This window comes from Bradyrhizobium sp. SZCCHNR1051, from assembly GCF_032489615.1.
Lineage (GTDB): Bacteria > Pseudomonadota > Alphaproteobacteria > Rhizobiales > Xanthobacteraceae > Bradyrhizobium.
The window spans coordinates 227,713-252,837 of the sequence record NZ_JAUEYJ010000009.1; the positions used below are offsets into that span (position 1 = coordinate 227,713).

The 25,125-nt window shown below is 63.2% G+C and carries 23 protein-coding genes and 3 pseudogenes; 15 read left to right on the forward strand and 11 right to left on the reverse strand.

Annotation, left to right across the window (positions count from 1 at the left end):
• Window positions 1-353 precede the first annotated feature (353 nt).
• The gene (locus QW868_RS13585) at window positions 354-764 is read left to right on the forward strand and encodes a flagellar basal body rod protein FlgC (protein WP_315736057.1); all 411 of its coding nucleotides are present in this window, start codon (window positions 354-356) and stop codon (window positions 762-764) included.
• Window positions 765-797: 33 nt separating this feature from the next.
• On the opposite strand, the gene QW868_RS13590 is transcribed toward QW868_RS13585, so the two are convergent.
• From QW868_RS13590 to aqpZ, 3 genes are all read right to left on the reverse strand, one after another.
• Window positions 798-983, reverse strand: a complete 186-nt coding sequence (locus QW868_RS13590) for a hypothetical protein (RefSeq protein ID WP_315736055.1) — start codon at window positions 981-983, stop codon at window positions 798-800.
• A 118-nt stretch (window positions 984-1,101) separates the two neighbouring features.
• Complete coding sequence (locus QW868_RS13595; RefSeq protein WP_316230742.1) at window positions 1,102-1,806, reverse strand: hypothetical protein; 705 nt, start codon at window positions 1,804-1,806, stop codon at window positions 1,102-1,104.
• A 129-nt stretch (window positions 1,807-1,935) separates the two neighbouring features.
• Window positions 1,936-2,688, reverse strand: coding sequence for an aquaporin Z (aqpZ, locus tag QW868_RS13600; protein ID WP_316230743.1), 753 nt, complete (start codon window positions 2,686-2,688; stop codon window positions 1,936-1,938).
• A 1,179-nt stretch (window positions 2,689-3,867) separates the two neighbouring features.
• Between aqpZ and QW868_RS13605 the strand changes: the two genes are divergently transcribed.
• The gene (locus QW868_RS13605) at window positions 3,868-4,536 is read left to right on the forward strand and encodes a DUF1963 domain-containing protein (protein WP_316230744.1); all 669 of its coding nucleotides are present in this window, start codon (window positions 3,868-3,870) and stop codon (window positions 4,534-4,536) included.
• Between the two features lie 840 nt (window positions 4,537-5,376).
• Here the strand turns inward: QW868_RS13605 and QW868_RS13610 are convergent.
• Window positions 5,377-5,550: pseudogene (locus QW868_RS13610) on the reverse strand (DUF3141 domain-containing protein); the annotation flags it as partial.
• A 161-nt stretch (window positions 5,551-5,711) separates the two neighbouring features.
• Entirely contained in the window at window positions 5,712-6,386 is a 675-nt protein-coding gene (locus QW868_RS13615; protein WP_316230745.1) for a Spy/CpxP family protein refolding chaperone, read from the reverse strand.
• A 243-nt stretch (window positions 6,387-6,629) separates the two neighbouring features.
• Here QW868_RS13615 and QW868_RS13620 point away from each other — a divergent pair, with 243 nt between their 5' ends.
• Window positions 6,630-6,887, forward strand: a complete 258-nt coding sequence (locus tag QW868_RS13620; RefSeq protein WP_315736036.1) for a hypothetical protein — start codon at window positions 6,630-6,632, stop codon at window positions 6,885-6,887.
• A gap of 225 nt (window positions 6,888-7,112) precedes the next feature.
• On the opposite strand, the pseudogene QW868_RS13625 reads toward QW868_RS13620, so the two are convergent.
• The 6 genes and pseudogenes from QW868_RS13625 to QW868_RS13650 form a co-directional block, all read right to left on the reverse strand.
• Window positions 7,113-7,783, reverse strand: a pseudogene (locus QW868_RS13625) (type IV secretory system conjugative DNA transfer family protein); the annotation flags it as partial.
• Complete coding sequence (arsA, locus tag QW868_RS13630; protein ID WP_316230746.1) at window positions 7,767-9,521, reverse strand: arsenical pump-driving ATPase; 1,755 nt, start codon at window positions 9,519-9,521, stop codon at window positions 7,767-7,769. The gene arsA and the pseudogene QW868_RS13625, both read right to left, overlap by 17 nt.
• Window positions 9,522-9,841: 320 nt before the next feature.
• Window positions 9,842-10,243, reverse strand: a complete 402-nt coding sequence (gene arsC, locus QW868_RS13635) for an arsenate reductase (glutaredoxin) (protein ID WP_315773560.1) — start codon at window positions 10,241-10,243, stop codon at window positions 9,842-9,844.
• On the reverse strand, window positions 10,240-11,295 hold the full coding sequence (arsB, locus tag QW868_RS13640; RefSeq protein WP_316230747.1) for an ACR3 family arsenite efflux transporter: 1,056 nt from the start codon (window positions 11,293-11,295) through the stop codon (window positions 10,240-10,242). The genes arsC and arsB overlap by 4 nt, the downstream gene beginning before the upstream one ends.
• A gap of 3 nt (window positions 11,296-11,298) precedes the next feature.
• Window positions 11,299-11,826: an arsenate reductase ArsC gene (locus QW868_RS13645; protein WP_315737013.1), complete on the reverse strand. Its 528-nt coding sequence runs from the start codon at window positions 11,824-11,826 to the stop codon at window positions 11,299-11,301.
• Window positions 11,819-12,184: a metalloregulator ArsR/SmtB family transcription factor gene (locus QW868_RS13650; protein ID WP_315736027.1), complete on the reverse strand. Its 366-nt coding sequence runs from the start codon at window positions 12,182-12,184 to the stop codon at window positions 11,819-11,821. Before QW868_RS13650 ends, QW868_RS13645 begins: the two co-directional genes overlap by 8 nt.
• A 366-nt stretch (window positions 12,185-12,550) precedes the next feature.
• Here QW868_RS13650 and QW868_RS13655 point away from each other — a divergent pair, with 366 nt between their 5' ends.
• The 12 genes and pseudogenes from QW868_RS13655 to QW868_RS13700 all read left to right on the forward strand — a co-directional run bounded on the left by QW868_RS13655 (window position 12,551) and on the right by QW868_RS13700 (window position 24,913).
• Window positions 12,551-13,300 (forward strand): PhnD/SsuA/transferrin family substrate-binding protein, encoded by a 750-nt coding sequence (locus tag QW868_RS13655; RefSeq protein WP_316230748.1) that lies wholly within the window; start codon window positions 12,551-12,553, stop codon window positions 13,298-13,300.
• On the forward strand, window positions 13,297-14,757 hold the full coding sequence (locus tag QW868_RS13660; RefSeq protein WP_316230749.1) for a HAMP domain-containing sensor histidine kinase: 1,461 nt from the start codon (window positions 13,297-13,299) through the stop codon (window positions 14,755-14,757). Before QW868_RS13655 ends, QW868_RS13660 begins: the two co-directional genes overlap by 4 nt.
• Window positions 14,747-16,057 carry a sigma-54 dependent transcriptional regulator gene (locus tag QW868_RS13665; RefSeq protein ID WP_316230750.1) on the forward strand — a complete coding sequence of 437 codons (1,311 nt, stop codon included), beginning with the start codon at window positions 14,747-14,749 and terminating at the stop codon, window positions 16,055-16,057. The genes QW868_RS13660 and QW868_RS13665 overlap by 11 nt, the downstream gene beginning before the upstream one ends.
• A 176-nt stretch (window positions 16,058-16,233) precedes the next feature.
• Window positions 16,234-16,755: an arsenate reductase (azurin) small subunit gene (locus QW868_RS13670; protein WP_315736019.1), complete on the forward strand. Its 522-nt coding sequence runs from the start codon at window positions 16,234-16,236 to the stop codon at window positions 16,753-16,755.
• A 12-nt stretch (window positions 16,756-16,767) separates the two neighbouring features.
• Window positions 16,768-19,296: an arsenate reductase (azurin) large subunit gene (locus QW868_RS13675; RefSeq protein ID WP_316230751.1), complete on the forward strand. Its 2,529-nt coding sequence runs from the start codon at window positions 16,768-16,770 to the stop codon at window positions 19,294-19,296.
• Window positions 19,297-19,411: 115 nt separating this feature from the next.
• Window positions 19,412-19,618: pseudogene (locus tag QW868_RS33550) on the forward strand (DUF2478 domain-containing protein); the annotation flags it as partial.
• On the forward strand, window positions 19,548-19,817 hold the full coding sequence (locus QW868_RS33555) for a DUF2478 domain-containing protein (RefSeq protein WP_409997708.1): 270 nt from the start codon (window positions 19,548-19,550) through the stop codon (window positions 19,815-19,817). The pseudogene QW868_RS33550 and the gene QW868_RS33555, both read left to right, overlap by 71 nt.
• A gap of 98 nt (window positions 19,818-19,915) precedes the next feature.
• Window positions 19,916-20,668: a DUF4336 domain-containing protein gene (locus QW868_RS13680; protein ID WP_315736012.1), complete on the forward strand. Its 753-nt coding sequence runs from the start codon at window positions 19,916-19,918 to the stop codon at window positions 20,666-20,668.
• A 78-nt stretch (window positions 20,669-20,746) separates the two neighbouring features.
• Window positions 20,747-21,064, forward strand: coding sequence for a metalloregulator ArsR/SmtB family transcription factor (locus QW868_RS13685; RefSeq protein WP_315797732.1), 318 nt, complete (start codon window positions 20,747-20,749; stop codon window positions 21,062-21,064).
• A gap of 48 nt (window positions 21,065-21,112) precedes the next feature.
• Window positions 21,113-22,483: an NAD(P)-binding domain-containing protein gene (locus QW868_RS13690; RefSeq protein WP_316230752.1), complete on the forward strand. Its 1,371-nt coding sequence runs from the start codon at window positions 21,113-21,115 to the stop codon at window positions 22,481-22,483.
• Entirely contained in the window at window positions 22,480-23,664 is a 1,185-nt protein-coding gene (locus tag QW868_RS13695) for an MFS transporter (protein WP_315813297.1), read from the forward strand. The genes QW868_RS13690 and QW868_RS13695 overlap by 4 nt, the downstream gene beginning before the upstream one ends.
• 64 nt (window positions 23,665-23,728) lie before the next feature.
• Window positions 23,729-24,913, forward strand: coding sequence for an MFS transporter (locus tag QW868_RS13700; RefSeq protein WP_316230755.1), 1,185 nt, complete (start codon window positions 23,729-23,731; stop codon window positions 24,911-24,913).
• The last annotated feature ends 212 nt before the right edge of the window (window positions 24,914-25,125 follow it).

Below are 25,125 nucleotides of genomic sequence, written 5' to 3' on the forward strand. Positions count from 1 at the left end.
CAAGCATGCGCTGACATCAGAGCGTGAGCGCGGCAGTGGCCCCCGCGAGAAGCCCGCGCGCGTCGTCATGACGAGCTGCTTCGGCCTGTGCCCGAAGCGGGCGGTCGTCGTCACCGGCGGCGTCCGCGCGGCGAATATGTGCTCGTCTCCGCCGCGGACGACGCGGCGGGCGCCCTGGCGCTGCTGCGTGACGATCAGAACAGATCGTCCTGAGCGTCGTCGGCCGCCGCTGGCGACCGGCCGATGGTCAACGAAACCTTGCCGCGAACGATCGAATGTCGCGGCCGATGTTGACGCTTGCTTGGCACGCGCAGGGCTTAGTTGCGGGGATCATCGTCGTCGGCAAGCGTCCCATGAGCCCCACCGCAACCATCGCAGTTTCCGGCATGAACGCGGCTTCGCGCCGCCTCGAGGTGTCCGCCTCGAACGTCGCCAATGCGCGGAGCACCGGCGCGCTGCCCAATGCCGACGGCACGCTGCCTGCGGGCGCCCCGAAAGCCTATGTGCCGCTCGATCTGGTGCAGAGCGACGTCGCCGGCGGCGGCACGCAGACGACCATCACCCGTGCAGGCTCCGGGACCACAGCGAGCTACGATCCCTCGGCGCCGTTCGCCAACAAGGACGGCCTGGTCGCGGCGCCCAATGTCGATCTCGCGCAGGAGATGATCAGCCAGCTCGTCGCCAAATACAGCTTTGCCGCGAATGCAAAAGTGCTGAAGGCGAGCGACGAGATGAGCCGGACCGTGATCGACATGAAGGTGTAGGCCGGCCTCGACAGCTCGGCGGCTCGCGCCGCGTCAGCGCGAGAGTGCGGCGACCAGCCAGTGGATCAGCGTGGCACCGCCGATAGGTGCGACCATAAGCAGCATCATGTTGAAGCCGATCAGCACGAGCAGCAGCCTTTCACGCCGCGGCGACAGCCGCCGCTTCGGCGGCTCCGGTTTCGGATCATGCGGCCAGCCACCGGGCAAGTCGACGAACATTGCGGCCTCATTTGTCGCAGCAGAACGCCGGAGCAGGCGCATCGGATGCCCCGCTCCGGACGAGCATCGTAGCACGGCGGGATCATGGAGACGATCGGCGGCGCGTCCTGCGCCGTGCTCACGCGGTGTCCTTGCCCAGCTCGGCCAGCACCTGCGGCTCGACCAGCAGCCCCTGCCGCTCGTATCGCCCACGCGTCCGGCTGAAGCGCACCACGACCGCATGGCGCTTGCTCTTCGCCTTGGCCCGCCGCGACAGCAGCGCGTTGCCCGCGGGCAGAAAGACGAGATCGCCGAGACCAACGCATGAGAGGCATGCCGGACCACCGTCCTCCATCATCAGGAAATCGCCGGTCCCGCCGCAGCGATGACAGCTCCAACCGTCCCGCGTCGGCAGGATCGCCACCAGCTCCGGCACCCGGCTCGCCTTCGCTGCCACACGCTCGCGCTTCTTCTCGGAGAGCGCCGGCGAGACCCAGTGCGTCCGGAACAGCTCTTCAAGTTGCGGATCATTGCTGCGGCTGAACCGCAGCGGCTGCCGGCGTGGCGTCTGTGCGACATAGGCGGTCTCGCTCGGGCTCAGCCCCTTGGCGAGCGCCCAGGCACGAACATGCGTCATCGCCTCCTTGATGCGCGGGAGACCGGAGCGCGTGACCTCCTCCAGCGAGCCGACCTGCCCGCGCCGCCACTGCTCCAGCAAGCTCGCATCGAGCCAGCCGAGGCCACAGAACAGGTCGGCGACGCTGACATAGTGTTGTTCGGCCAGCACTGCCTCGGCCGCCCTGGCGACGCGATCGGACAGCGGCTCCTTGTTCCCCCGACTCATCACCGCACCTGCAAGATCGTGAACGCTGACAAGGCGCGCATTATCCAACAGAGCCGGTGGGGATCAAGAGCGGCGCGACCGCGGCATCGGCCGTGACGCGGCCCGATCCAACCGCGTGAGGAGATCTTCCTAGACGCTTTTCGCGACCGCGCCCTGCCCCGTCCGCTCGCCGGTCACCTCGCCGGCCGGCTCCGGGCTCAGCCAGCGATAGATGAAGCCGCCGGCCGCGCCGCCGAGCAGCGGCGCCACCCAGAACAGCCAGAGCTGCGCCAGCGCCCAGCCGCCGACGAACAGCGCCGGCCCGGTGCTGCGCGCCGGGTTCACCGAGGTGTTGGTGACGTGGATGCTGATCAGGTGAATGAGCGTCAGCGCAAGCCCGATCGCCAGCGGCGCAAATCCCACCGGCGCCTTGCCATGGGTCGCGCCCATGATGACGAACAGGAACATCATCGTCAGCACGAACTCGCTGAGCAGGCAGGCCCCTAACCCATATTTGCCGGGCGAATGCTCCGCATAGCCATTGGCGGCAAAGCCGCTCGCCGTGCTGAAGTCCGGCGCCCCGCTGGCGATCGCATACAGCACGGCCGCGCCAACGATCGCGCCGACCACCTGCGCGACGATGTAGGGCACAATCAGCCCGGTCGGGAACCGCCCGCCGCAGGCCAGCCCCACCGTGACAGCCGGATTGAGATGACAGCCCGAGATGTGCCCGATCGCATAGGCCATGGTCACCACGGTGAGCCCAAACGCGAGCGACACGCCGAGCATGCCGATCCCGACATCCGGCACGCCGGCCGCGATCACCGCACTGCCGCAACCGCCGAACGTGAGCCAGAACGTCCCGATCCCCTCCGCCACGAGCTTGTTGTTGTTGCCGTTCATCATCGCCTCCCTGGGTGCGTGTGATTGGCTGGAGCCCGCCTCTCCCGTCAATGGAGAAGATGATCACTTTGGCAACCTGGAGTCAAAGGCGATTCGTGGCTGTCGTGGGATGCCTGTGACTTTGAGTCAGAAAGAGTCCGACCGTTCGTAGTTCGTAGGGCGGATGAGCGAAGCGTAATCCGCCAGCTTACGCTGCTTGCCAACAGCCGTCGGCGCTCATTCCTGGAGGAAGCTCGTTCCTGCCGTGGACCAGCTTGATCGGCGAGGGGTTGCTCATCGAGCTTGCGGCCGACGGTCCAAAGCCGACATCGATGATCCCGCATGGCGGATTACGCTCCGCTCATCCGCCCTACGTGCTATCGATTTTGCCGACACGCCGGCGAGAGCATCGGCACATTCGCCCATGGCCAATTGTGCCAGCGCCCGTCTTCGCCGACGCAAGCGGAGGCTGTCGGGGCCGGGCTCGTTGTCGCATCCGAGGATGCATCAAGCGCGGCAAATCGGTGGTCGACATAGGTCGTGGACAGATATCCGGCGACAGTCACCACCACGACCACCGCAAATCCCTTGGCTGAGTCACTCCAGCGCATGTCATCACCTCGCGTGTTCGGCGTGCCAGGACCACATGGGACTACATTGACGCGCAATCGCGCGGCGGGCTGTGAGAGAGGTCACATCGACATCTAGCCGCTATTTCGGCTCCTGATCGGCCGGCTTGTTCGCGGGTGTGGGCCTCGGCGTGCCAGATGCCTCGGCGTCGTTGGCAAAGTTTAGTGCAGCGTCACCGTAACCCACCGTAACCCCTGGCGCATTCAGCCGGGCGGAAGCGACAGGGCGTCACGCGATAGCAGGCGAAAGCAAACGATCAATCAGAGTTTCGTGCACTGCACCGTATTCCCCACCAGGTTCCGAGTACAATGTCACCATCATCCCCAAAGTCGATCGGAAAGCCGCTGCGGCTTTGTGGAAACCGGGTTACGGTGACGCTGCATTTTTTCTCCGACGGGCTCCTGCCGCCCTTACCCCATGCCAGACATGCCCATGGATGACCAAACGACCATGACTGGGCCAAGGAGCTGTGTCACATATCCGGGACCGCCGTAGCGAAGGACCGGTTCAATGCCAACATCGAGTGCCTCAGAGTGGATCGAATGGCAGCGGCAGCTTGAACGACCGTGTGTGCCGATCAAGGTTGGTGGCTCCCTTTCACCAGATAGGAACCAGCTCGCCTCGGCCTTTGGCCGGGTCGATGTTTGCTTACCCGGGGAGCATTGGCCGACGTGGCGCGAAAAGCCGCTCTGGCCCCTGTGCCAACTGAACCTGACGGAGGCTCCCTGGCGTCCGAACAGCCTCGCCGATATTGAACTCATTGCCTTGTTCATTTCGTTCCACTTCATGGAGGCCGAGTTTCCGTGGCTGCGAGATCCGGGTGAAGGAAAGGGAGCGAGTTGGTGCTTAAGGAAGTATCCTTCTGTTGACGCGCTTGTCCCGCTCGTTGCGCCGTCACACGGCTCCACGATCCGTGACACCCAAGTTCTCTGGAGCAATGTCACACCCGACTCGCCGACGCACGATCTCCTGCCGCTCGACCTTCCAGACAATCTCCGCGACACTTATTATGAAATGAATTTCCCACGCATACATGCGACCAAATTGGGAGGTTGGCCCAGCTGCGTTCAGTCGGAGCCGTGGTGGTACCATCAGGACAGCGATGACGACTTCTCGTTTGCCATCCAAATCGATAGCGAAAGCGAGGCTGGCTGGATGTGGGGAGACAGCGGCACTGCGTATTTCGCCCGCAGCCAACGCGACCCACGGAAATGGGCATTCGACTGGCAGTGTTATTGAAAGTCCGATAGCGGACGAGCGGAAGTGCATATCGCCTTCTTGCATTCAGCTGCAATTGGCACGACGCGATTGCCCGAACGCTCTAGGATTTCCGGAGCTGGTGATAGACCGGCTGTGCCATCGGAGCGGGCTCTCAGTCAGAGTTTAGATTGGGACTACGTTGACGCTGCACTTTTTTCCGCGCGTTTCTTGCGAGCGCCAAGCGGCGATGTTTCGTCGTGCTCGGGAAGCAGGTCGTCATCAATGGTGAGTTTGATGGCGGCCAACTCATGTGATCAACTGATGCGGCACGACAGCGGCGCAAGCCATAAATTCTGAATACCAGAATATTTATTGACACCACCCCCAAATCAGTGATTTTATTCCCGCCATCCTGCTTCGCCGAGAGGGGCGTATCGCGATCGTCACGGCACGTGAGGCGGGGATGCGGTGGCCGCGGCTTCGTCAGGCGCTTTTGCGCGACGACTGATGAGCTGCGGACGGCGAAGTCGCGTGGTCCTGGCGCCCCGATGCTGGCGTCAAGGTCGCGGCGCTCATGACGAGCGCAGCGGGCGACGGGGGCAAGACAGCCGGTCCCCGGGGAGATCGCGTATAAGCCGTAAAGCCATCGCGCGGGGAAGGCCGGATGTTCGGCCGTACCTGTGGTTCTGCCGCGTGCTTTTTTGCTGCACGCGGACCGCGGGTGCGACCAGCACCCGGCCTTCCCCGCGCCCTCTCGTCTGACGAGGACGCCAACTGCAGCAGAGCTCGGGCCGACACGGCCGCGGGATCGCGGCGGCATGACCGTGAGCAAGGCTGCGGCGAGCGGCAGGCTGTTTGACAGAGTTGATTGGGATTAGAGAGCGCGGCTCGGTCGAGACGCGCGACGCTCGCGGATACGAAGATGCCGAGATGCCCGACATGCGGGTTGATGAGATAGACGATGCGCTGGCCCGCCCGCTTCAGGTCGTCCGTGTCGGAGTAAACACTCGGAATCCAGCCGAGCGCCTGATGGGGCGGCGTGATGTTGTCGCCAGGCCACACGCCGATGGCGGCCGTCGGAGCGGCACCGGCGGCCGGTTCGGCAGAATCCGCCAATGGCCTGACCACTGGACCAGCCTGCGATCTGCGTTCGCGGAGGGTCTCAGGGAGGAAAGCGTGGGCCATGGCAGCCCTCCAATGGGCGAGTCGGAGCCTTACCGTCCCTGACCCTGGGTCATCATTCCCGGTTGCATCTGGCCGGACGGCATCATGCGCGCCATCGCGTTCATGCCCATATGTGGCGCCAGGAGTTCGTCGGCGGTTTTCTTCTGTTCGTCGGAAAGGGTGCCGACGAGGTTTGTCAGCGCCGACTTCATCGCGCGGGTGCCTTCCAGGCGCGCAGCCAGCCACTTCTCCTGCAGCGCAAGACGATCGACCAAGCCTTGCTGCCCAGCCCCCGTCTGCGGCATCATCGAGGCGCGCACCTCGCCAAGGCTCTTTGCGTTGGTGCGGAGTGCGTCGGCGAAGGCATTCCAGGCGGCGTCCTGCGCATCGGTGATCTTGAGCTCGGTCTTCAGGAAAGCAATCCGTCCCTCGACCCGGTCGATGGTGGCCAACCCGCTCATGCCAGCGCAGCCCCCTTCAGCACCCGACTGCCCCATCATCTGCATCATGTTCGCCATGGGCATGTTGCCGCCCATCATGCCCCTGCCACCCATCATGCCTTGTCCCATCATTCCGGGCTGGCCGGCAGGCGACTGAGGTTGTGCGGCGGCGGGCGCCCCCTTCTGGTCAGGATGGTGCGCTTCGTGATCGGCGGCCGATTGCGCCCAGGACGTTGTGCTCGCCGTTGCAAGCAGCAATGCGACAGGCAGTGCCAGACGTTTCATGGAACCCTCCCGCTGATCAGTTGATTGGTTGCAATGAGTGCCGATTTTTACCGGCTACCGATTGATGCAAGTCAATCTTAGAAGCGATCCCAACTCTAAATTGCTTCCTGCGCGGTTTCTTATCGTCAGCGATCCGTTCGCTGATGTGGATTTTTTCACAGCGCAAACGAGCTTCGTCTGGGATCTTCACGCAAGACCGCGACCCGACATCTGTCGTCCAAGTTTCACAATGGAGAAGCCAATATGACCCTTCCCAAAATTCTTGCCGCTGCCGCGGCCCTGTCGCTCATTGCGTTGCCAGCGATGGCGCAGACCGGATCATCCGACACCGAAAAGAACGGCCATCACTATCAGGGAGGGCCGAAGACCGAAGTCCCCCACCATATGGGCAAGAAGGAGACGGTCGGCGTCTCCACCAAGACCCAGGGCACTGGCGGTCACCACTACCGCGGCGGACCCGCGACGTCGACGCCGCACCACATGGGCGACAAGGAGCGGTGAGCTGCGAGGTTGAGTAGGTGCGACGCCCCTGCGGGTCGCCGCACCCAATCAGCCGATATTGATTCCGACTGACACCAAGTCAGGCGCGAGCTATTTTTGAGCCTACGCCATCAGATGTCAGCAAATGTCGAAATCATCCAAAAGACGACCCGCACAACACGAAAGCGGCAAGACCTATCGCGCTTGCTGCACGACCTACAGGTCGAACTCATCAAAGTGCAGCGGCACGTCGCGCACCTCCCACTCGCCGCGCCTCACCTCCAGCAATGGATTATAGGCGGCTGACTTCGCGTTGGTCGGATCGAACAGCAAGACCCGGCCGTGTTGGGCTCGGAAGCCCGAGGTCAGGGTCCAGTTCTCGCCCTTGATGTCGTGAACGATGCAGCTGCCGGCCAGGTCAGCAGCGTTGGCACCACCGGACCGACGCCTTTACCGGACCTGGTCGGCGCGAAGCACAGCACATGTTCCGGTCCATCATGACGCAGGTAATTTTGCTCGAAACGCCCGAGCACGACACCATCAGGGCCGGTAAGGCCGGCAGCCCGAATCTCCTGATGCGTCGCCCAGCGAGCTGAACCGTAGGTCGCGGCAGTCTTGGCTTCGCGCGCCCGCCATACCGACATGCCAACGGCAACCGTGATCGAGATGAATCCGCCAGACGACGCGATGTAAGCCCCCTCTGCGAAGACCTGCGGCGCATACGCGTCATAGGCGTACCACCACCAGAAGAATGCTGGCGGGAAGTAGATGGGTACTCCCGAGATCAGCTCGAACCATGGTTGTCCAAGCTGAGGTTGGTAACCGAGCCTCCAAGCCACCCACCGCGTGGCCGCCCACATCGATCTCGCCGCCGGTCGCGTAGGTCGGAAGGCGCCGTCATCACGACAGCGCCGCAAGCTCCCTCACGCCAACAGGAGACTTGGTTCGCCAACCGATCATGAATGCCCGCTCTGCGAGGCCGTTCCGAACGCGAGCGATCTGAGTCCGCTCTCTGACGAGCCGCGATCGCAGCAGGGGATCGTGAGTTCCCGATGCAATCAGGCATTTGTTGATTACCCAGCCGAATGGCTCAATGCGGGCGCGCCGCAAGTCCTCCTGAAGAGCAGCGGCCTCTGAAACCGGAGTCGTCTCCGGCAGCGTCACCAGGATCACCCTTGTGTAGGTGGGGTCTTGCAGCCTCATTAGCGGGGTGACGATACGCCCGGCTCCGCTTGGCGCAAGTTGGCTTGTCATCTGGCGATGATAGGCCCCGGTCGCATCCAGCAGGAGTAGCGTGTGGCCCGTGGGCGCCGTATCGAGCACGACGAAGTCGCTACGGGCCTCCGCAACAACGTGCGAGAAGGCATGGAAGACGGCGACTTCCTCGGTACATGGCGAAGCGAGGTCTTCGAGCAGCAGAGCTTTGCCTTGCTCGTCCAGATCACGACCCCGACTTGCCAGGATTTTCGCGACATACCGCTCCGTCTCGACCCGAGGGTCGATCCGGTCAACGGTGAGGCCAGGCATGGCGCCATCGACCACGAAAGCGACATGAGCTGCGGGATCGGTGGTGCTGAGGTGGACGGCATGACCCCGCTTGGCCAATCCCACGGCAATGGCGGCAGCAATCGTCGTCTTTCCGACGCCGCCCTTGCCCATGACCATGATGAGGCCGTGCTTATCCCGCGCGATGTCATCGACCAACCGGTCCAGGCCCGGCAGGTCAACCGGTTCCAGGTTCGGCATGCTCGCAGCTACTGAAGGCTGGCTGGAGGACGACAGAAGCGCCCTCAGAGCCGTCAGACCCACGATGTCGAAACCAAGCAACGGGACTTCCTCTCGCGGAAGTTTCGTGAGCGACGCAGGCATTGCCGCTAGTGCCTCGTCCTGATCCCGCTCAAGGGCAGCCGCGACGACGTCAGTTGGATCCGCGGCGTGGAAGCGCCCGTTCACCACGAGGAGCTGGTTCGAGAGATTGAGCGCATCGAGTTCGCCCGATGTTCTGGCCGCCTCACGGATGGCCCCCTTGTCGGCGCGGGTGACGAGAACGATAGTGGTCCGCTCGGAATCGCCTAATGCCGCGAGCGCCTTGCGAAAGCGGTCCTCCTGCATCTTCAAGCCTGAATGCGGCCCGAGGCAGGACGCTCCTCGGTCATTGTCCTTGAGAAAGCCGGTCCATGCCTTTGGCAGGCTGAGCAGCCGTAGAGTGTGGCCGGTCGGGGCCGTATCGAATATGATGTGATCGAATCCTGCCATATCGCCGTCCAGCAGTCCCACGAACTCGTCGAAGGCGGCTATTTCGGTGGTGCAAGCTCCGGAGAGCTGCTCGCGCACAGTCGACCGCTCACCGGCGGTGACTTCCGGTCCGAGCTGTTCGAGGACCCGGCTGCGATAGCTCTCGGCAGCAGCTTCGGGATCGATATTCATCGCCGAAAGTCCGGCCACGTTTGCCACCGGCGCTGGGCGATCAGTCAAAGTGACTTCGAGCATCTCGTCCAGGTTCGACGCTGGGTCGGTACTGACGAGAAGAACGCGTAGTCCACGGTCGGCGAGGCCAACAGCGGTGGCACATGCGAGCGACGTCTTACCGACGCCACCCTTCCCGGTGAAAAACAGATACGGCGTCGGGGCTTTCAGCGCGCGAAAGTGAGACATAATAAGCTGTCCTGCAGACGCTGCAGTCATGCAATTGCCGTCAGTCCGATGGGTGCGACGAGCATTGCGTTCAAAATGAACGCATCGTTGCATCGCTTTGCGATGGGATACCCGCGGAGATTCAATAGCAACGCCGCGAGCTCCTCTGTTGCGATGGATCAACGGATGGGAGTGACCAACGGGCTACGAGGCAACAACAAAATAGGTATCGATGGTGTGTTCCGGGCACGCCTGAGGCCCGCCCTCTGGCGATTAAGCCGTCGGACACTGCGCCCGGCATCACCTTCGACCGAGCGATCTAATGCGGTCGTTGTACCGGCTCATCTGGGCTCGATGACCTCGCCATCCTCCTTGACGAACCGCCCGAACGGGCCGTTAAGGAGATCGATGACCGCTTCCGACGGTCTGCACAACCGGACGCCCTTCGGCGTGACGACGATCGGGCGATTGATCAGGATCGGGTGCGCGATCATGAAATCCAGCAGTTCGTCGTCGGTCCACTTCGGATCGTCGAGGCCGAGTTCTTTGTAGGGCGTTCCCTTCTCGCGCAACAGGTCGCGAACCGGAATTCCCATGGTGGTGATGAGCTCCTGGAGCTTATCGCGCGACGGCGGCGTCTTGAGGTACTCGATGATCTCAGGCTCGATGCCGCTTTGCCGGATCATAGCGAGCGTGTTGCGGGACGTACCGCAATCTGGATTGTGGTAGATCGTAATGGTCATCTGTGAGCCTCCATCGCGGGCTTGGCCGCATTCGCTCCGGATTCATACCAGCCGCGAGTCGCCTTCACGATGCGGACCACCGACAGCATCATGGGCACTTCGACCAGCACGCCCACCACGGTCGCGAGCGCAGCTCCGGAGTCTAGTCCGAACAGGCTGATGGCAGCAGCAACCGCGAGCTCGAAAAAGTTGCTGGCGCCGATCAGCGCCGCAGGTGCAGCGACACACCAGGCGACGCCGAAGCGCCGGCTCAGCCAGTAGGCGAGACCGGCGTTGAGATAGACCTGGATCAGAATCGGCACGGCGAGGATCGCAATCACGACCGGCTGCTTGACGATCTGCTCGCCCTGGAAACCGAACAGCAGAACTAGCGTCGCCAGCAGAGCAACAAGCGACAATGGCTGCAGCCTCCGCATGGTCCGCTCGAAGGCACCACCGCCAGCGGCGAGAAGGGACGTCCTCCAGGCCTGCGCTACGACGACCGGCACAACGATGTACAGGACGACCGAGAGCAGAAGCGTCGCCCAGGGAACGCTGATGGAGGCTACACCGAGCAGAAGCCCCACCAGCGGCGCGAACAGGAAGACCATGATCACGTCATTCAATGCGACCTGGCTGAGCGTGTAGTGAGGCTCTCCTTCGCACAGGTTCGACCAGACGAACACCATCGCGGTGCAAGGAGCGGCTGCGAGCAGGATCAGACCCGCGATGTAGGATGGGATCTGCGCGGACGGCAGCATCGGCGCGAACACGTTGCCGATGAAGAAGGAGCCGAGAAGCGCCATCGAGAACGGTTTGACGGCCCAATTGATGAACAGGGTAACCCCCACGCCGCGCCAGTGCTCTCGGACCTGGCTCAAAGCACCGAAGTCGATCTTCAGCAGCATCGGCACGATCATCAGCCAGATCAGGACTGCCACTGGCAAATTGACCTTGGCCACTTCCGCGGCTGCAACCACTCCGAAGAAGCTAGGCATGAAGTGGCCGAGCACGACGCCGGCGACGATGCAGAGGGCAACCCAAAGTGTGAGGTAACGTTCGAAGATGCTCATGTGTCAGGCCACGTCGTTGCGGGATGAACTCGCGCCTTCCGACCGGCCGATCTCGCGCAACTTGGTGCCGAGCGACAGTTTGTCGATGCTGCGCAGAGGAAGATTGGTGAAGGTACCGATGCGATTCTTCAGGTACCGGAAGGCGGTCACGAATGCCGCCTCCTTCTGGAGATCAATACCTTCGACTGCGGCGGGATCCTCGATGCCCCAGTGAGCGGTCATCGGCTGTCCAGGCCACACCGGACAGGTCTCACCGGCGGCGTTGTCGCAGACCGTGAAGACGAAATCCATGACGGGTGCATCGGGGGCGGCGAACTCGAGCCAGCTCTTCGAGCGCAAGCCGTCGGTCGGATAGTCCAGGCTTTGGAGAGTGCGTAGCGCCAGCGGGTTGACCGCGCCCTTCGGCGTGCTGCCTGCCGAGAACGCCCGGAAGCGGCCGCCGGCATTCTTTCGCAGGATCGATTCCGCCATGATTGAACGGGCGGAGTTGCCGGTGCAGAGGAAGAGAACGTTGTAGAGGTGATCAGACACGGCTTCGCTCCCTTTTCTTTTTCGGAGGACAGCAAGGCGCAAGGCTTTCAATCAATGGTGCGCAGACTTCCGGCCGGCCGCCGCAGCAGTCCTGCAGCAGAAACAGCGCCACCTTCTGGAATTCGGCAAGATTGGCGCGATAGATGATCGACCGGCTGTGTCGCTCCGAGGTGACGAGGTCCGCCCTTGAAAGGATCGAAAGGTGCGCCGAGAGCGTGTTCTGGGGAACTTCCAGGGCGCGAGCAAGCTCTCCGGCCGACAGACCCTCCGGCTCATGACTTGCCAGAATACGAAATGCGTTCAGCCGAGTGGGCTGAGCGAGCGCGGCGAGCGCCAAGACCGCTTCTTCATTATCCATATTTCTAGACTTATGGATATTACAGCATTCTGTCAACCACAGAGTGGCGCCGAGCTCCCGCAGGTCCTTGAGACGCGCGCCGGTGAGCTGTTGCTTGAGCTATCTCAATACCTCACTGTCACATGCTTGTCATATTCGTTGCCGCGCTAGACGCCATTCGATACTCTCTAAGAAAAAAGGGGCGACGATGCTCTAGGAGGGATCGCCATGGGTTTGCGTCAAAGGCAGGCTCCTGCATCACATGCGAATAGAAAGCGAGTCACGAGGCGCGTAGTCCTATCCGGACTAGCGGCGAGTACGATTGCTCTTAAGGGCAGACGCGCCGTAGCGGCTGATCCGCGGCCGGTGCAGATTGGGCTCACGCCCGTGCTTCTGACTTCCGACCTGGAGCTGTTGGCGACACTCCGCTCTTATCTTGAGCGCATTTGGAGCAGGGAAGTCCAGATCCTCACGCGCCGAACCTACCAGGAGATCACGCTCCTCCTGGTAAACGGACAAATTGATGCTGCCTGGATCTGCGGCTACCCCTACGTCCAATTTCGCGAGCAGCTCGATCTGGTAGCGGTACCGGTGTGGAAGGGCCGTCCACTTTACCAGTCCTACGTAATCGTCGACGCCCGCCGCAAGGCCGACTCGTTCGAGGATCTGAAGGGCGACACGCACGCGTTCTCCGATCCCGACAGCAATTCCGGCTTCCTCGTCACGCGAGCCCTCCTCACGGATCTGCACACCAAGCCGGAGGATTTCTTCAGGCATCACTTCTTCACCTATGGTCATCGCAATGTCGTCCGCGCAGTCGCCTCCGGGCTGGCGGACAGCGGATCCGTCGACGGCTACGTGTGGGAAGTCCTCAGCATCGTAGAGCCCGATCTAACCACTCCGACTCGCGTGTTGCGACAATCGGAATGGCTAGGATTTCCGCCGGTGGCGTGCGGAAAGAACCGCCCGAGCGGGCTTTCGGTCGATGCGTTGGCCGCAGCGTTCGTCGGGATGTCCTCCGATCCAGAAGCCCGTCGGGTGCTGCAGATGCTGCATCTCGACGGTTTCACGAGAAGCGATCCATCCCTGTTCGACACGATTGGGGCGAAGATGAACTATGTTCGGAGCCTCGGATGAGCGCTCGCTTTGACCTGAGATCGAATCTGCCGGTCGTGATCAAGGTCCCTGCGCTTGTGGCGCTGCTCATGGTCGCCATCGGGGTGGTGCTCACAGATCAGGTGCTCAAGAGGCTCGCCGAGACCCAGGATCGCCATTTCCGGGAATTGACCGCCGCCTACCTGGACGGGCTTTCGTCGTCGGTGATGCCTGGGGTGATCCGTGGGGACGCCTGGGAGACGTTCGACAATCTCGACCGCGCTCGTTCACTGTACCGCGGCTTGACAATTCTCGAGACGGTGGTGGCGGAACCCGACGGCATCGTCCTGGCTTCCTTCGATCCCCGTACCGTGCCGGCCTTTGCACCCGTGCCGAAGTCGATCGTCGATCGGTTTGCGGACGCAAACGATAGCTGGCTTGACGAGCAGGCCGAGCGTGCCGGCGTCCGCCGCGTGCTGCTCGATCAGGGGCGTCGCATCGGGGTGATCTACACGCAATTCGACGTCGGCGCTCGATTCAAGGAGCGGCGGGACGTGCTCTGGACGTTGGTCGCGACCAATATCGCCATCACTATGCTCGTCGCGGCGGTCGGCTTCATCGCGGTGCGCAGAATGCTGCGACCGGTGCAGCTCTTGACCACGCATTTCAGGCGGGGGCAGTCCGGCGAACTGCTGTGCATCGCAGATGAGGATGTCGGGCCGCCCAGTTCGGAGTTCGGTCGCCTATTCAGACACTACAACATGATGGTGCGATCATGGAACGAGCGTGAGGCGCTGGCTGCTCGCGTCGCGGAAGAGCAACGCCTCACTAGCCTCGGCCGTCTTGCCTCCGGGATGGCCCACGAAATCAACAATCCCCTGGGAGGCATGTTCAACGCGATCGAGACGCTTCGGCGACATGGCCATCAGCTCGGGGTTCGGGAGCGTGCACTCTCTCTTCTCGAGCGGGGGCTCGCGGGCATCCGCGACGTCGTGAGGTCCGCATTGGTGACCCACCGTGTCGACACCGCGATGCGTCCGCTCAAGCCAAGCGACATCGAGGACCTGCGTCTTCTGATCGGTCCCGAGCTCGATCGCAGAAACCTTTCGCTGTCGTGGGCGAACGAGCTTCCCGGCGAGATTCCCGTCAGAGCGAATGCCGTCCGTCAGACCGCGCTTAATCTGCTGCTCAACGCGTGCCAAGCAAGCGCGCCCGCCGGCCGTATCGCATTCGAAGCGGGGCTGGTGGACGGCAGCCTAGTCCTGACAGTGAGCGACGAAGGCGCCGGACTCGACCAGGATAGGGTCAGCTACCTCGAAAGCCGTGAAGCGGATGCCGCGCCGCGGCCCGGAGAGCCCGGCCTTGGCCTTTGGATCATTCGGCGTCTCGTTCTGGAAGTCGGCGGCTCCATCCGAGTCGAGCATCCGGCCGGCGGCGGAACGGCAATCTCCATAGCGATACCCGATGGCTCGGGGGAGGAGCAGCGCAATGTTGCCTGAGTCAGTGTCCATCGCTGTGATCGAAGACGATCCGATCATGGGAGAATCCCTCAACCAGTACCTGGAGCTGGAGGGCTGCAAGGTCGAGTGGTGGCGCAGCGGCCAGGAAGCTCTCGCGGGCCTGAGGCGAGGTGCCCCCGATCTTGTCATCTGCGACATCCGTTTGCCGGACATGTCGGGTGAGGACATCTTCCGGAAAGTGAGCGGCGAAAGTGCCGCCCCGCCGTTTCTGTTCATGACCGCATACGGCCAGATCGACCATGCGGTGGCTCTCATCAGGGCCGGCGCGGGCGACTACGTGACCAAGCCATTCGAACTCGACGATCTGATATCGCGCGCCCGCGCTCTGATCGGCCGTAGGCCGGCGGTTCCGGACGGCGTATTGGGACTGTCGCAGCAGATGCGCCGCATCGAGGAACTGCTCGCCCGCATGGCCGGCCGTAATACGCCTGTGCTGTTCACCGGCGAGACCGGCTCTGGCAAGGAGGTCTGCGCACGCCACCTCCACAACATTTCGGATGCCGCTTTCCGGCCATTCGTGGCAGTCAACTGCGCCGCCATCCCGGACAGTCTGCTCGAGAGCGAGGTCTTCGGACACGAGAAGGGCGCCTTCACGGGCGCCAACAGCAGGCACCTCGGGTATGCGGAGCGTGCCCAATCCGGGACCCTCTTTCTCGACGAGGTCGCGGAGCTACCACTGCAACTTCAGGCAAAGCTGCTTCGGCTGCTCGACGAACGCCGCTTCTACCGCCTGGGCGGCGAAGCCATCGTCCCGTTCCGGGCGCGCGTCGTTTGCGCCACCAATCGGGATTTGGGGGCGGAAGTCGCCGCGGGGCGGTTTCGTGAAGACCTGTACTACCGCATCAACGTCGTCGCGGTCGCTATTCCGCCGCTTCGCGAGCGGCCGGAAGACGTTCAGCTTCTCATACATCGGTTCTTCACCGAACTTGCCAGCGCAAATCCGGACCTGCGCGGACTGAGTAGCGGCGCCGAAAGTGCCGCTCTGGCTCACCCCTGGCCCGGCAACGTGCGCGAGCTGCGGAATCGCCTCGACAGGGCGGTCGCGTTGGCGACGGGCCCATGGCTTATGCCGGTCGACCTGTTTCCCGAGACGATGCGCAGCGCGAGCCAGCCGTCCGGAAGATCGCTCGCCGAGGCACGTGACGCCGCGGAACAACAGGAGATCGAGCGCGCGCTCAAGGATACGGGCGGGCAGATCGCCGAAGCGGCGAAGCTGCTCGGTGTCTCGCGAACCACGCTGTGGGATCGCATGCGCCGTTTCGGCATCAACGCGGTCTGACACGTTCAGTATTCTGAACATCTCGCTTTGTGAACGTTCGGATAATTGGACGGCTTGCTGCAGCGCGTCCTAGAGACTTCAAGAACTTAGACCGTTCGCGCTTCTGGCCCGGGAATTGAAGTCCAGAGATGAACGGATCAGCCCAATGATCCGCGCATCACCCGGGAGAAGCCCTCATGAAAAAGTGCGATCTGATGGTCGACGCCGGCAGGCGCCGATTTCTAAGCGGCGCAACGGTGGCCGCCGCCGGCGCCGTGGCCGCGAGCGCGATGTCGACGCCCGCTCAGGCTGCCCCGTCCCAAGCCCGCGTCGCATATCCATCGAGCCGCCTGGCCAACGTGTCTCAGCTCAAAACGAATGAGCCCATGGACGTGGCGTATCCGGATGCGGACGCGCCGGGCGTGCTGATCAAGCTCGGCACCCGCGTGGAGGGCGGAATTGGTCCCGACGGCGATATCGTTGGGTTCTCGACCGTGTGCCCGCACAAGGGCTTCCCTCTGAGCTACTCGAAGGAGGATAGGTCGCTGAGCTGCCCCGGTCACTATGGACGCTACGACGTCGAAAAGGGAGGACAGCAGATCTGGGGTCACGCCACCCAGAACCTCGCGCAATACCAGCTCCGGATCGACGGCAAGGGCGACATCTACGCCGACGGTGTGGACGAGCTCCTGTACGGCCGGCTTTCCAACGTTCTGTGAGGGAGGGACAACATGACCTATAAGCGCCAGACCGACCGCCTCCCGATCATCCCGGCGGATGCCAAGGAGCACAACGTCACCTGCCACTACTGTATCGTCGGATGCGGCTACAAAGCCTACACCTGGGCGATCAACAAGCAGGGTGGCTTCGATCCGAAGTCCAACAAATTCGGCGTCGACCTGTCCAAGCAGCAGGGCGCGGAGACCGCGGCCTGGTATTCGCCGTCCATGTACAACATCGTCAAGCAGGACGGTAAGGACGTTCACCTCGTCATCAAGCCGGACACGGACTGTGTCGTGAACTCCGGTCTCGGTTCGATCCGCGGCGCGCGGATGGCCGAAAACCACACCTCGCAGCAACGGAACACCCAGCTGCAGCGTCTCACGGATCCGATGGTCTGGCGTTATGGCTCGATGCAGCCGACGAGCTGGGATGACGCGCTCGATCTGGTGGCACGCGTCACGGCGGCTGTGATCAACGAACAGGGCGAAGACGGCCTCTTCGTGTCGATGTTCGATCACGGCGGATCGGCCGGAGGATACGAGAACACCTGGGGTACCGGAAAGCTCTACTTCGGCGCCATGAAGATCAAGAACGTCCGCATTCACAATCGGCCCGCCTACAATTCCGAGGTGCATGCGACGCGCGACATGGGCGTCGGCGAGCTCAACAACTGCTACGAGGACGCCGAGCTTGCGGACACGATCGTGGCGATCGGCACCAATCCGCTCGAGACCCAGACCAACTACTTCCTCAACCATTGGATACCGAACCTGCGCGGCACCACGATGGACAAGAGGAAGAAGGAATTCCCCGGCGAACCCGTCGAGGCCAGCCGGATCATCATCATCGATCCACGCCGCACCGCGACTACGGCTGCCTGCGAAGCCGAGGGCGGGAAGGATCGTGTCCTCCACCTCGCGCTTGAGCCTGGCACGGACCTCGTGCTGTTCAACGCGCTTCTGACCTACGTGGCCGACAAGGGGTGGATCGACAAGGAGTTCATCGCGGCAAGCACGTTGCCCTCGGGTCAGGCCGCCGGTCTGATATCGCGGCCCGGCGGCACGCCGGCCGATCAACCGTTGACCGATTTCGCGTCGGCCTTGGCTGCGAACCGCACGTCGATCGAGGACGCGGCGAAGATCACCGGGCTCCGCGGAGAGGACATCGTCAAGGCAGCCCAGTGGATCGCGGAGCCGAAGGCCGGCGGCAAGCGCCGGCGGACGATGTTCGGATACGAGAAGGGCATCATCTGGGGCAACGACAACTACCGCACCAACGGCGCCATCGTGAACCTCGCGCTCGCGACCGGCAACGTCGGCCGGCCGGGCGGCGGAGTCGTGCGCCTGGGCGGCCACCAGGAAGGCTACTCGCGTCCATCCGACGCCCATGTCGGGCGGCCGGCCGCCTACGTCGACAAGCTCCTCATCGAGGGGCGCGGCGGCATCCATCACATCTGGGCCTGCGACCACTACAAGACGACGCTCAACGCGTTCAAGTTCAAGCAGGTGTACAAGCGCCGGACGGACATGGTGAAGGACGCCATGAACACCGTGCCCTGGGGCGACCGCAAGGCCATGGTCGACGCCATCATGGTCGCGATCCGGCAGGGCGGCCTGTTCTCGGTCGACGTCGACATCGTGCCGACCCAGATCGGACAAGCCTCCCACGTCTGGTTACCTGCAGCCATCTCCGGCGAGATGAACCTGACATCCATGAACGGCGAACGACGAATGCGGCTGACCGAGCGCTACATGGATCCGCCCGGCAACGCGATGCCGGACTGCCTCATCGCCGCCCGGTTTGCGAACACGATGGAGCGCGTGCTGCGCGAGCAGGGCAATGCCTCCTACGCCGATCAGTTCAAAGGGTTCGATTGGAAGACGGAGGAAGACGCCTTCAACGACGGCTACCGCAAGCACGAGAAAGGCGGCGATAACGTCACGTATGCACGCCTCCGCGCGATGGGCACGAACGGCTTCCAGGAGCCATCTGTCGGCTTCGCCGACAACAAGATCCAGGGAACCAAGCGACTGTACACGGACGGAAAGTTCTCGACCAAGGACGGCAAGGCATTCTTCATGGCCGCGCCCTGGCGCGGGCTTCAGGCCGCGGGCAAGGCCGAGCAGAAGGCCAATTACAAGTTCCTGGTCAACAACGGACGGACCAACCTCGTTTGGCAGAATGCGTTCATGGATGCCCAGAACGACTTCGTCATGGACCGGACGCCGTACCCCTTCATCGAGATGAACCCGAACGACATGAAGGAGCTCGGCCTGGGCGAAGGCGATCTGGTCGAGGTCTATAATGATGCCGGTTCGACCCAAGCGATGGTCCAGCCAACGCCATCGGCGAAGCCAAAGCAGACGTTTATGCTCTTTGGGTTCCCGACCGGCGTGCAGGGCAACGTCGTCAACGCCGGAGTGAACGAGCTCATCATTCCCAACTACAAGCAGACGTGGGCGGACATCCGCAAGATCGCTTCGGCTCCCGAGACGACGAAACGGCTATCGTTCAAGTCGCCCCACTACAAGGCGTAGAGAATCGGGGCCGGGCGGCGGGAGCCGCCCGGCCCCGATTCAAGTGTGTTGATCTCGGTCATGTCGCTGCCGGTCAGCCGAGGTCAACATGGTGCCGGGCTCGGCAAAATGCCAGATGCTCGACCTGTTGGACCTTCGCACCGGGGAGCGGGCGAGGATCACCCAGGATCGCGGAAGCGAGTCTCGCGGCTGCAAGCTGGACGAACAGGCCCTGCTCTCGATGGCGCATTGCATAGAATCCGCGATCAGGGATGCAGTGGATCTCGTCGTCATCAGTCGGTTTGGCAGAGCCGAGGCCGCAGGACACGGGCTGCTCGCTTCCTGCGCGGACGTCGTCTGCGCGGGAACCCCCGCTCCTGACAGCGGTGCGGGAGCCCTACGTGGAACGCTGGCGCCAGTTTCACGGCGGCTTGGGAGCTGAGCTCCCCTGTTCGGCCGAGGCCGTTCTTGCCTGGTTCGACGCGATCCATCGCACTCCACAACACCGGGAGCAGAGCGTGCACGCTGAACCCGCCGGATAGAGGTGCAATCGATGCCGCCCCGCTAAACCTGCGCCGGCTCTAGGTCTTGAAAGGCGAGAGGGCTATAATCGGCGGCCCGGAACGCCCGTCAGACCGCCATGTCGCGTACTCCATCGCTGTACGACCCGATTAACGAATACAAGCCCTTCGCGCCAGGAATCGGGGTCGTCGACGGGCCATTCGAGTACCTGACGATGGCTGGCGTGACGCTGCCACTGCCGTTTTCGACGCGCATGACCGTCGTGCAGCTTCAGAATGGTGAACTATTCCTCCATTCACCCATCGCGCTCGATCTCGAACTCGCGCGCCACCTACGATCGATCGGTTCGATCAGCCATCTCGTATCACCAAACCAATTTCACTATGCTCACATCGGGGAGTGGTCGCGAGCATTCCCCGATGCCACTACGTGGGGGTCTCCGGGCGCACGCCGACGCGCACGGGCGCGAGGAATTGACGTGCGGTTCGATGATGAGCTTACGTCGACGCCGCCGCCGGCGTGGGGAGGCGAAATCGACCAAACTGCCATCCCAGGAGGCATTTTCGGAGAAATCGTCTTCTTTCACAAGGCGTCCAGAACGCTCATTCTCACCGATACAATCATCAACCTTGAGCTGGACAAGATTAGCGAGCCCTGGCGCTCGGCTGCGCGCCTCACGGGAATGTACCATCCCAATGGCCAGATCTTTTTCGGAATGCGCTTGCCACTCTTGTTGCACCGAAGAAGAGCCCGAGCCGCAATTGACAGAGTCTTGTCTTGGGACCCCGAGCGCATAATCGTGAGTCACGGGCGGTGCTTCGAGGCGAATGGCCGTCAAGTTCTCGATCGCTTCTTCGCCTGGTATGCCTGAGAGAACCAGAGCACGCGTTATTTCGACATTTCTAGAAATACCGTTGACTCTTCCTGCGCGCCGGCGCATATTTGCTACATGAAGATCGAAGACGTCGCAGCGCGCCTGGAAGCGCTTGGAAACCGGACCAGGCTCCAGATCTATCGGGCCCTCGTGAGAGCCGGCAGGGCCGGTCTGCCGGTCGGCCGGCTCCAGGAAAAGCTCAAGATTCCTGCGTCCACGCTGTCGCATCACATCAAGACGCTGGTCTCCGTCGGCCTGATCACGCAGGTCCGCGAATCCACCACGCTCGTTTGCCACGCCAACTACGAGATCATGCGCGGGTTGGTCGACTTCATGGCGGCCGAGTGCTGCGCCGACGAAGTGGAGTGCCGGAGCAAGAAGTCGGCGGCTTGATTTCTGATCGATCAATATTCGATAATTCTAGAAGGATAGGAGACGATCATGACGGAGAAGAAGAAGGTGGCGATCGTGGGGGCAGGCCCCGTCGGTCTCGCCGCGGCTGCGCACGTTCTCGAGCGCGGAATGGAGCCGATCGTGCTCGAGGCCGGACCCGAAGCGGCACATGCCGTTCGCCAGTGGCAGCATGTCCAGCTCTTTTCGCCCTGGGAGTACAACGTGGACAAAGCCGCGCAGCGTCTGCTCGCGCCGACCGGATGGAACTCTCCGGACCCTCAATCCTACCCCACCGGCGGCGAGCTCATCGACCGCTACCTGGAGCCGTTGGCGACGAAAACCGCGCTCCGCGAGTCGATACGCACCTCGAGCCGCGTGACCGCGATCAGCCGGGTCGGATTCGACAAAGCCAAGACCAAGGGTCGCGAGGGCGCTCCTTTCGAGATCCGCTATCAGAACGGCAAGGGGCCCGAGGTGCTGCGGGCTGATGCCGTCATCGACGTGTCTGGCACCTGGTTCTCTCCCAATCCCGCGGGCGCAAACGGTCTGCCCGCCCTCGGAGAACGAGAGTACGGGGGCAAGATCGCCTACGGCATGCCGGACGTCCGCGGCGCCGAGCGAGCCAGATACGCTGGGAAGGCGGTCGCCGTCCTCGGCGCCGGCCATTCGGCCGTCGGTACGCTCATCGACCTCGCCCACCTCGCCGAAAGGGCACCGGGCACTGAGCCGGTCTGGCTCTTGCGCGGCGCCGACCCTGCGAAGGCGTTCGGCGGCGGCAGCAACGACAAGCTCGCGGCACGCGGCGAGCTAGGCGCCGCCTTCGCCGCGCTCGTCGCCTCCGGCAAGGTCCGGGTCGAAGCCGAATTCGGCGTCACGCATATCTCGGAGGCTCAAGGCCGGCTCCGGATCGCGGCCGGCGCGTGCTGCGGGGCGCGCAGCGTGGTCGCCGATGAACTGATCGTCTCGACGGGCTTCCGTTCCGACCTGTCGTTCCTGTCCGAACTGCGCCTAAAACTCGATCCGGCCATCGAGGCGCCCGTCGCTCTCGCTCCCCTCATCGATCCGAACGAGCATAGCTGCGGAACGGTACGCCCCCATGGTGCGCGCGAACTCGCACACGACGAGCCCGGTTTCTACGTGGCCGGCATGAAGTCCTACGGCCGCGCCCCTACCTTCCTCATGATGACCGGCTACGAGCAGGTCCGCTCGATCGCGGCCGACCTTGCGGGCGACAAGGCCGCCGCGGCGAGGGTCGAGCTCGTGCTGCCGGAGACCGGCGTCTGCACGCGTGGAAGCGTCGCGGCGGCCACGCTCGCGACGGCCTGCTGCGGCGGCCCTCCCAAGGAGGATGCATCGGCCTGTTGCGGCGCCGACGAGGCGGCCAAGAAGACGGGAGCTTCGGGCTGCGGGTGCTCATGAATCGAATTCCTGCGGGCCAGGCTGCAGGTCCGGTCGCGGTCGTCGTTGCACTCGGCACCACGCAAACCATTGCGTGGGCCTCGAGCTATTACCTTCCGGCCATCCTCGCTGCGCCAATCGCGCGGGATTTGGGTCTTGCACCCACCCATGTCTTCGCGGCGCTCTCGGGCGCCCTCGTGATCGCGGGACTTCTGGGGCCACGGGTGGGGCATGCCATCGACACGTTCGGAGGCCGAGGCCTGCTCGCGGCCTCGAACCTTGTTCTGTCGGGCGGCTTGTTCGTGCTCTCGATCGCAGAGGGGCCAGCACTCCTGGTCGTATCCTGGGTGCTGCTCGGGATCGGCATGGGAATGGGCCTCTACGAGGCGGCGTTCGCAACGCTCGCGCGCATCTACGGCAGCAAGGCGCGACGCTCCATCACCGGCATCACCCTGATCGCCGGGTTTGCCAGCTCCGTCGGCTGGCCCTTGTCGACGTGGCTGGATGCCCAATACGGCTGGCGAGTGGCGTGCCAGGCTTGGGTGCTGATCCATTTGGTCCTGGCGCTTCCTCTCAATCTCTACTTGCCGCATGCCGCGCCCCTACGACAGGAAGCCGGGACGGTGGATCATCCTCAACTCCCCTCGCGTGAAAGCGAAACCTTCGCGATCGTGGTGCTGGCCTACATGTTCGCCGCCGTCGGGTTCGTCAGCTCGGGGTTTTCGGCCATCCTGCCGACGATGCTGGTGTCCCTGGGTGCCTCACCGGCTGCCGCGTTGTTCGCAGGAACGTTGGTGGGGCCCGCCCAAGTTGGTGCCCGGCTTCTCGAAGCGGGTTGGCTCGGTCGCTTCCACCCGCTGCTCTCGGCGAGACTTGCTACACTGATGAATCCAATCGGCGTCATCACGCTGATCCTGGGAGGTCCTCTGTTCGCGTCTGCCTATGCGGTCCTGTACGGCGCTGGCAACGGGATCATCACCATCGCGCGCGGCACGCTGCCGCTGGCTCTGTTCGGACCCGCCGGCTTCGGGAGACGGGTCGGCATGATTTCGCTTCCGGCACGGGCAACGGGAGCCGTCGCACCGCTCGCGATGGGGCTCATGGTAGAACATGTCGGTAGCGTCGCGCTTTGGGTCAGCGCTCTCGCATCGCTGTCTGCCTTCGTCGCGCTGCTGCTCCTGCAGCCTGGGCGAACCGCATGAATGCCCACAAACTCGAGGGGAGGCGAGCATCCGCAGCTTGACCGGCCGGCCGCTGATCGCGGTGATGTGTCTCGGACAGGTGGGCAACCTGCTGCCGCACGTGACCCTTTCGGCAAATCTGGCTCAACACCTGATGCCGGCATGGGGGCTCAGTGCCGCCGAAGGCGGCTTGATGGCAAGCGGCTACGCCTTCGGCTACATGCTCGCGGTGCCCCTACTGACGACGCTGACGGACCGTATCGACGCGCGCTTGGTGCTCCTCTGCGGATCGATCGTGAGCGGACTTGCGACCATCGCCTTCGGTTTGTTTGCGCAAGGATTCTGGTCGGGCACAATCATCTGGTCGATCGCCGGACTCGGCTTTGCGGGGGCGTACATGCCGGGCCTGAAGGCGCTCACCGACCGGCTCCCGGCAGGAAACAGTTCGCGTGCGGTCACGCTGTACACATCGAGCTTCTCGTTCGGGGTGGGTATCTCTTTTCTGGTGGCGCAGGTGGCGGCGGACAAATGGGGCTGGCCTGCTGCGTTCGTGATCACCGGAATCGGACCCATTGCGATGGTGATGGCGTGCGCGCTGATGGAAGCTCGCCGACCGGAGCCCAAGACAGGGCGTCTTTTGAACTTCAAGCCGGTGTTCGCCAACCGAGAGGCCCTCGGCTACATTTTCGGCTACGGCGCCCACTGTTTCGAACTCTACGGCATCCGTACCTGGCTGGTAGGTTTCTGGACGTTCGTGGTTGCGCACCAGGACGCGCCGTCATGGCTGTCGCCAGTCGTAGTGAGCTTCTTGTTTGCAATCATCTCGATGCCCGCCAGCATTTTGGGCAACGAAGCCGCGCTGAAGTTCGGGCGGCACCGTGCGATTATCGCGGTGATGATCACGTCCGCCTGCGTGGCGACCATCATCGCCTTCAACGTAACCGCCCCGGCCTGGGCGCTGGTGCTGCTGCTGCTGATCTACGGCGTAACGGTCCCTGCCGACTCTGGAGCGTTGACCGCGGGAATGAGCGCAGCGGCCGACCCCAATTATCGGGGAGCCACGTTGGCGCTGCACTCCACTGTGGGCTTCGGGTTGTCGGCCCTCGGAGCCTGGGGCACGGGCGTGGCCCTCGACGCGGCGGGAGGACCCCAGAGCGCCGGCGGGTGGTGGCTTGCCTTTATGATGCTGGCCGTCGGGATTCTCATGGGTCCGCTTGCGCTGCTCCTGTCCCGGGCGGCTCGACCGAAGAGGGACGTCCCTGCGCAATAGGGCGAAGCACCTCGAGCGCCCTGTGCTTCTAACGATTTTGATCACCTCCACCAGTGTGATCAGGGAGAGTTCCTTGTGCTCCGGTCTCGTATCTACATCGTCGCGTATGGTTATCGGACTATCGCCTTCCGGGTCTCTAGAGCGTGATGTTTTTTGCCGGAATCAGGATTCCCGAGTCGGTGAACTTCTGATTCAGATTCCATGCTGGAGCC